Annotated in this window: 4 protein-coding genes; all 4 read right to left on the reverse strand. The window is 39.5% G+C overall.

The window, feature by feature from the left end; genetic code table 11:
* Positions 1-22: 22 nt before the first annotated feature.
* The 4 genes from J2X77_RS22890 to J2X77_RS22905 all read right to left on the reverse strand — a co-directional run bounded on the left by J2X77_RS22890 (position 23) and on the right by J2X77_RS22905 (position 6,926).
* Positions 23-2,428, reverse strand: a complete 2,406-nt coding sequence (locus tag J2X77_RS22890) for an ABC transporter permease (protein WP_209581644.1) — start codon at positions 2,426-2,428, stop codon at positions 23-25.
* Positions 2,429-2,472: 44 nt separating this feature from the next.
* A complete protein-coding gene (locus J2X77_RS22895; protein ID WP_209581775.1) occupies positions 2,473-3,150 on the reverse strand; it encodes an ABC transporter ATP-binding protein in 678 nt (225 codons plus the stop codon).
* 90 nt (positions 3,151-3,240) lie between these two features.
* Positions 3,241-5,607 carry an ABC transporter permease gene (locus tag J2X77_RS22900; protein ID WP_209581640.1) on the reverse strand — a complete coding sequence of 789 codons (2,367 nt, stop codon included), beginning with the start codon at positions 5,605-5,607 and terminating at the stop codon, positions 3,241-3,243.
* A gap of 65 nt (positions 5,608-5,672) precedes the next feature.
* Positions 5,673-6,926 carry an HlyD family efflux transporter periplasmic adaptor subunit gene (locus J2X77_RS22905; protein WP_209581637.1) on the reverse strand — a complete coding sequence of 418 codons (1,254 nt, stop codon included), beginning with the start codon at positions 6,924-6,926 and terminating at the stop codon, positions 5,673-5,675.
* Positions 6,927-7,335 lie beyond the last annotated feature (409 nt).

Raw genomic sequence — 7,335 nt, forward strand, 5'->3', positions numbered from 1 at the left:
TTAGTTTCTTATATTCCAGCTTTTACTCATCTCTTAAACTATCAACCGGGTTTGCGCGTGCCGCTTTTATGGATTGGTAGCTCATCGTAAAAAATGCAATCAGTAGGGTCGCCGCAGCTGGAATCGTAAACATCCACCAGGTTAGATCTATCTTATACGCAAAATCATCCAGCCATTTGTGCATCATCCACCAAGCAATTGGGGTAGCGATCAATATAGAAATGAGTATAAGTTTGATATAATCTTTTGATAATAACCCAATAATCCCCAGTACCGTACTTCCCAACACTTTACGAATACCAATTTCTTTTGTACGTTGTACCGTGGTGATGGTAACCAGGCCGATCAATCCCAAGCAGCTGATGAGAATTGTCGTCGATGTAAATAGATTGATGATCTTCGAGAATTTTAGATCACTGCTATAGAGTTCTTTAATTTGTTGATCATAAAAATCATATTTGAAAGGCGCTTTTGGGTAATACTTTTTCCATTCTTTTTCAACCTGTTTTAATGTTTCGGTCCAGGTCGCTGAATTACTGTTGAGTTTGATAATAAGTCTATTTAGTTCCCATTTTTTTATGGAACTCAGCATGACGACAGGTTGAATGGCTGCATGGAGATTTTTGGTGTGGAAATTGTCTGTTACACCGACAATTTGCCGCTGTTTGTCTGTAAACGTAATAAAGCTCCCAACAGCATTTTCAGCGGATTTGAAACCTAATTTTTCCACGCTGGCTAAATTTAAAACAATGCCTGTACTCGTATCAGCCAACTGCAGTGGGCGGCCTGCAAGCATTTTAAAATTAAAGAGCTTAAAGTTGTCCTGGTCGACAAATTTCATTTGTACGTCTGCTTGTACCTGGCCCGTATCACTCTTTGAGAACACTGCATTACCCCAATGATCATTACTCATGGGCAGATGACCCAAAGAAGCCTGCTCTACGCCTGCGATGTGTTTAATCGCCTGTTTGAAAACAAATGGATCAACATGGCTATCCTGATAGCTTTTACTTGGAAAACGTAGGGTGACAATAGCGTCCTTATCAAAACCAGGGTTGTTCTGAAGTGCATGTTTCAGCTGTAAACCAATGATGCAAGTTGAAATAACAAAGAGTTGCGCAATCAAGAATTGAAAAATAATGAGCATTTTTCGAAAAGATAGATTGCCAAATTTGAGACTTTGCGCATGTGAAATTTTAATGACTTCAACAATCTTGATTTTGTTTGTTAATAAGATCGGATAACCCGCGGAAATGAAAGTGATCGTAATTGTAAGTATTGCTAGAAAGAGCGAAACGCCCCACGGATCGGGATACAACTTAAGTTGATCCGGAATATAGGCGGATAAAATTGTTTGAACAACGAGCAGTAAAGGCCAAGATAAAAGTACCGAAAAAGCGGTGATACAAAATGTTTCTAGTAAAAAGAACGTTGTAATTCTCTTTTGACTTTCTCCTAAGGTCTTTCTGATACCAATTTCCTTAGCGCGTTGTGGAATTTGCGCGGTAGCAAGATTGATGTAATTGACACAGGCAAGTAACAGCAGGAATACACCAATACCAATAAGACCATACATTATTTTCTTATCCACGTTATTTTGAGCGTAAGATGTAAAGTGTAAGTCTTTTAAAGGGACGGTATTGATGTGCATTTTAAATCCAAACTTATCAAATTCAGCATGTGTCATCTCATAGACTTTTTTGTCGGCTGTTTGGATCATGTTTGGGAGAGAAGCAGATGATTTTACTTTAATAAAGAGCTGCCAATTTGAATTTGAATTGTTCCAATTTGTACTCTGCCATTCCTTTTCTGGAATCCGGATAAACTCTTTAGCCAAAAAGCTGCTGGGATGAGCTAAATCTTTTACAACACCAGCGACATTGTACAGTGTACTATCGTAGGACAATGTCTTTCCTACGATTTGATCTACTGGCATATTTGGAAAATACAATTTCGCACGCGATTCCGTCAGGACGACTTCATGGCTATTTTGTAGTATATTTCTTGGGTTGCCAGCTAACCAAACATAAGGTGTCATTTTGAAATATTCTGCTGTGGTGCCGATGATTTCGGACTGATCTTCAAACTCTATTTTCTGGCCACCACTCTGATTACTGACCCGCTCGAAGTATTGTTTAAATATAGGTACTGTCAGTTCGACATTGACAAAGTTTTCCTTGATATATGCCGGTAACGGTGCAGGAACACCATCGAAATGATCTAATTTATCCTTTTCTTCATAAGAGGTGTGAACCTTGTAAATCTGCTCGCTTTCCGGGTGATGTTGGTCAAAACTAAATTCATAATTGACGATGCGGAAAATAAGCCAACAGGCACTTATTCCGATGGCAAGTCCAAATACATTTAAAAATGTGAAAAGACGGTTACGCCATAGTTGTCTAAAAATTAATTTAATCGTACTCATCATCTATAGGTTTTTTATGTCAATTTATTCGCTATATCATCCTTGTCTTACACCGAAGTGGTTTCCATGATCACCTGTCCATCCAACATGCGGATCACTCGGTCAGAAAACTTGGCATCGTGTTCACTGTGTGTTACCATGACGATAGTTGTGCCGGCTTCGTTCAATTCTGTCAGGAGCTGCATGACTTCGTTACCATTATTGGAGTCTAGGTTACCTGTAGGCTCATCCGCCAAGATCAGTTTGGGGTTATTAACAACGGCACGGGCGACAGCAACACGTTGTTGTTGACCACCGGAAAGCTGTTGTGGGAAGTGATTGCGACGGTGCATGATCTGCACTTTTTCCAATACTTCTTCGACCCTCTTTTTGCGCTCTGCTGCTGGAACATTGGTATAAACCAAAGGAAGTTCTACGTTTTCAAATACAGTGAGTTCATCAATCAAATTGAAGCTTTGGAATACAAAACCGATATTATGTTTACGAAGATCTGAACGACCACGTTCTTTGAATTTGGCTACCTCAATGTTGTTGAACAGGTAACTTCCTTCATCCAGATCATCCAATAACCCAATAATATTGAGTAACGTCGATTTTCCACAGCCTGAAGGCCCCATTACAGCAACAAATTCTCCTTCTTTAACATGGATATTTAGGTTGTTTAAGGCTACGGTTTCAACTTCTTCTGTGCGGTAATACTTTTGAAGGTTGGTGATTTTGATCATATTTTTTATGCTCATGGTTTTTATGTTTTGGATCCTTGGCAAAATTGCTTTGGATGTATACTGTTCTGTTATTAAATTCTTTTTAATTTTTTACTGATCTCTTAGCGTTTTAGTCGGATTAGCTATCGCTGCTTTAAATGCCTGTGAACTGATGGTCAATAAGGCAATGACAATAGCTGTCAAACCGCTGATGATAAAAATGGTCCAGGAAATATCGATATGATGTGCATAATTAGTTAACCATTTATTCATGATCACCCACGCAATAGGAAACGCAACGATGCATGATATTGCCACTAGAATGACGAATTCACGATTGAGCATTTGGATGAGTTTCGAAACTGAGGCACCCAAAACTTTCCGGATGCTGATTTCCTTGGCACGCTGTTCGGTGGCGTAGGCCGCCAGACCAAAGAGTCCCAAACAGGAAATAATGATGGACATGATGGCAAATACGCTGGATAGTTGTTGTACAAAAAGCTCGGCTTGAAATTTAGTGTTGAAGCTATCGTCCAAAAACTTGTAGTCAAAAGGAAAACCAGGATTATTTTCGGTGATGATCTTCTCGATTTGCTGAATTGCATCCGGTAAATCGACTCCAGCCTTTGTCTTGATGGTCATGATGCCATCATCTCTGTTCATCGGCAGAAACAGCATTGGCTCAGGATCAGCATACACATTGTTATAAACAAAGTTCTTAACGACACCAACGATGGTGAATTTTTCCTCACCGTAACTGATGATATTACCGGCCACAAGGCCATCTTTTTTGATCATTTTTGCAAATGCTTCGTTGATGACAACCGAGGTGCTATCACCTACAAAATTTTGATGGAAGTTTCTACCGTCAAATAGCTTTAGATCTAAAGCCGGAATGAGTCCTTCGTCCGAACGTAACATGCCAATTAAAATACTGGCATTTGGATCTTTTCCTTCCCAGCTAAAACCCGAAGTATTGGAGTTGATATTGAGAATACTCATGTCACTGACACCGACTCCTTGCACAACTCCTGTTGCTAATAATTGATTCTTAACGAGCGGCAGATGTTTGGCCATATCACCTTGTAGCGCTGTAGTCAACACCTGACTCTTGTCAAAACCGAGATCCCTGTTCTTGTTGTGCTGAATCTGTTGGTAGATGATAATGGTACAGATAATTAACACAACTGAGGCTGTATATTGTAGGATGACCAACCCTTTACGGACGAAAATTCCGCTACCGGCCTTCTGTTTTGCCCCTTTGATCGTTGAAAGCGGCTTGAATGCCGAAAGGAAAAATGCGGGATAGCTACCTGCAAATAATCCACATGCTAATGTTATTGTCGTTAAAAATAGCAGGTGTGAGGGGGCTAAAAGATTAACCTGAAGATCCTGGCCTATCATGGTGTTGAACGGCCTGATGAAGATATAGATTAGTAATATAGCAACAAGAGAGGAAATAATTGCCAAAACAACGGATTCTCCCAAAAATTGCATAATGAGCGATTTGCGACTTGCACCAACCACTTTGCGCATCCCAACTTCTTTTGCTCTTTTTTCAGACCGTGCGGTTGCGAGATTCATAAAATTGATGCACGCAATTAATAAGACAACCCAAGCGATAAAGGTAAATAGCCGAATATTCTTGATACCACCCTCTTTTTCAATACCACTGTTATCAAACTGATTGTAGGTAATCCAACGTTCCATTGGATAGAGAAAATTCTGTGAGAAGGTGACTTCACCATTGGTCTTGTTTTTGACAAAATCCATCATCTGTTTGTTGATCCGATCAACATTGGCATTATCTTCGACCTGAACCAATGTTTGTACACCATTGTTTCCCCAGTTTTCCAACCAATCCTGACCAGCTTCAAACTTTTTGAAAGGAATCAGCCATTGAAAATCATAGCTGCTATTTTTGGGTAGATCCTTGATTACGCCTGCAACAATAAATGGTTCAGTATTGTTTGTTTTGACAGTTTTTCCCAATGCCGGGCGGTTACCAAATAATTTCTTCGCTGCAGTTTCTGATAATACAATGTTATTGACTTGATCAAAGGCTGTCTTTCGGTCTCCTTCAAGAAATACTAAGGATAGCACATCGGCTATGCTCCCATCGGCATATACACCATTTTGAAATATATTATTGTCTCCGACGGAAAATAGCATGGGTGAATTCCAGCTTATGCGCACGGCATGCTTGATGCCTGGGATCTCTTTCGCTATGCTTTGAGCGAAAGGCCCCGGGGTTGATTCAAATACATAGGTGGCTCCATCGTATGTCTGTTTTGATTTGACAATGTAGATATCCTTTTTGTTGGCAAAGTTATCGTTGTAGCTCAACTGGTTTTCAACCCATAAAAAAATCAACGATGCCGCCGCAATCCCGATCGCTAGTCCAAAAATATTGAGAAAGCTATAACCTTTGGTTTTCCAAAGGTTGCGGATTGCGGTTTTAATAAAGTTTTTGATCATGATTGTAATCGTATGATAAAAGGGTGTATCGGCATATTTATATTCCCGATACGCCCTTTATAATGTTACTTTTTAATATTTAGTTCTTGAACCTTATCGTAGGTCTCATAGCTCGATACGATAACTTTATCTCCCGGTTGTAGGCCTTTGATAACCTCATAATATTCAGGATTCTGTCTTCCAAGCTGGATATCTACACGATATGCTGTACCCCCATTCTTATCCAATTTGAAGATCCAGTTACCACCGGTCTGTTGATAAAATCCACCTTTTGCCAACAGCAACGCTTTTGTTTCGTCACTCAGTGCTAGACGTATTTGTAGGGTCTGACCGCGACGGATTCCTTTGGGGACATCATTGACAAATTCCATGTCAACCTGGAACCGACCATTGGTAACTTGTGTATAGACTTTCTTAATACGAAGTTTGTAGGTTTTGTCACCGATAGAAAACTCTCCCTGTAAATCAGGGAAAATTCGGTTGATATAGTGTTCATCAATATCCGCGCGAACTTTAAACCCTGTTAAAACGTCGATTTGTCCCAATCGTTCACCTGCATTTTTGTTTTGTCCAATTTCTGCATCGAAGGAAGTCAGCTGTCCGTCAACGGGTGCCCTAACAATTAAGTCGCCAATTTTCCTTTTCATCAGTTCCAAAGCACTTTGTGTACGTTGATAGGTTTGTTTATCCTGATTAGTTTTTTGTGCGTTGGAAATTTCGTCTTGTTTGAGAATCTGTTTAGTCAGGTTCACGCGCTCTTTTTGATAATTATATTCGTTCTTTGATTTTTCGAATTCCTGTGTACCGATGGCTTTTTCCGCCAGTAATTTTCTATTTAAGGTATACACACGTTCAGCCTCTCGGTAGGCCTGTTCGACATCAGCCATTTGGTTACGGTTGTTAATGGAAGCTTGCTGGGCATTGGTCTGTGCAATCTGAGATTGTGTCAATAAATTGAGCACTTGTGTTTCTTGTTGTACCAAGGTAAGCTCCTGATCCGTATTGGATAGACGCATGATAGCATCCCCTCTTTTTAAGATAGCGCCGTCTTCTACGAATTTTTCTTCTACTCGTCCACCCACAGAAGCGTCAAGATATATACTGCTAATTGGAAGTACTGTACCGTTTATGGGGATAAATTCTTGAAAGTTACCATTTTTTATTTCGACAATAGAGATGCGGTCGGCTTCAACATTGAGTTTGCTTTTACCAGATGTAAAATAGAAACTGGCGCTGATTAATCCAACTAAGCCAGCAACCCCTACAATGGTCATGATACGTTTGCTATTCCACTTCTTCTTTTCTAAAGGTCTGTCCATAATTTAATATCAATTTGGTATGTAACTATGAAAGCTGTGCCAATAATTTAATGTGTTGATTTATAGATTTTTATTTTGTTTTGTCTAGCCTTCGGTGTTCGATAGCGGACACTTCTTGTACGAAGGCGTACAACGGTCTTTTTTTTCTGTCTATGGTGCAAACTGAAACGTTTTGAACAAAATCAAATATAACTATAGGTTGTGTTTGATTCAGTAACATTTCATCCGACGATGTTGTTGCTCGCTTTGCTCAAGAGATGCAATATTTTCAATGGTTTATTGCATTTTCAAACCTATTTAAGTAAAGAAAATTCTGTCCATTCCTGAAAAAGGTTTACAAAAGGTCTAATACGGTTCTTACTTTACAGTTTTGGTGGGTGAATTGATATTATGAATTTAATTGTTTTTT

Origin of the sequence: Sphingobacterium sp. 2149 (assembly GCF_031455655.1) — a bacterium.
In the GTDB taxonomy this organism is placed as follows: Bacteria; Bacteroidota; Bacteroidia; order Sphingobacteriales; family Sphingobacteriaceae; genus Sphingobacterium.

Coding starts and splice junctions, on each gene's coding strand:
- J2X77_RS22900 (WP_209581640.1), bottom strand. CDS start 5,607: ATGATCAAAAACTTTATTAAAACCGCAATCCGCAACCTTTGGAAAACC.
- J2X77_RS22895 (WP_209581775.1), bottom strand. CDS start 3,150: ATGATCAAAATCACCAACCTTCAAAAGTATTACCGCACAGAAGAAGTT.
- J2X77_RS22905 (WP_209581637.1), bottom strand. CDS start 6,926: ATGGACAGACCTTTAGAAAAGAAGAAGTGGAATAGCAAACGTATCATG.
- J2X77_RS22890 (WP_209581644.1), bottom strand. CDS start 2,428: ATGATGAGTACGATTAAATTAATTTTTAGACAACTATGGCGTAACCGT.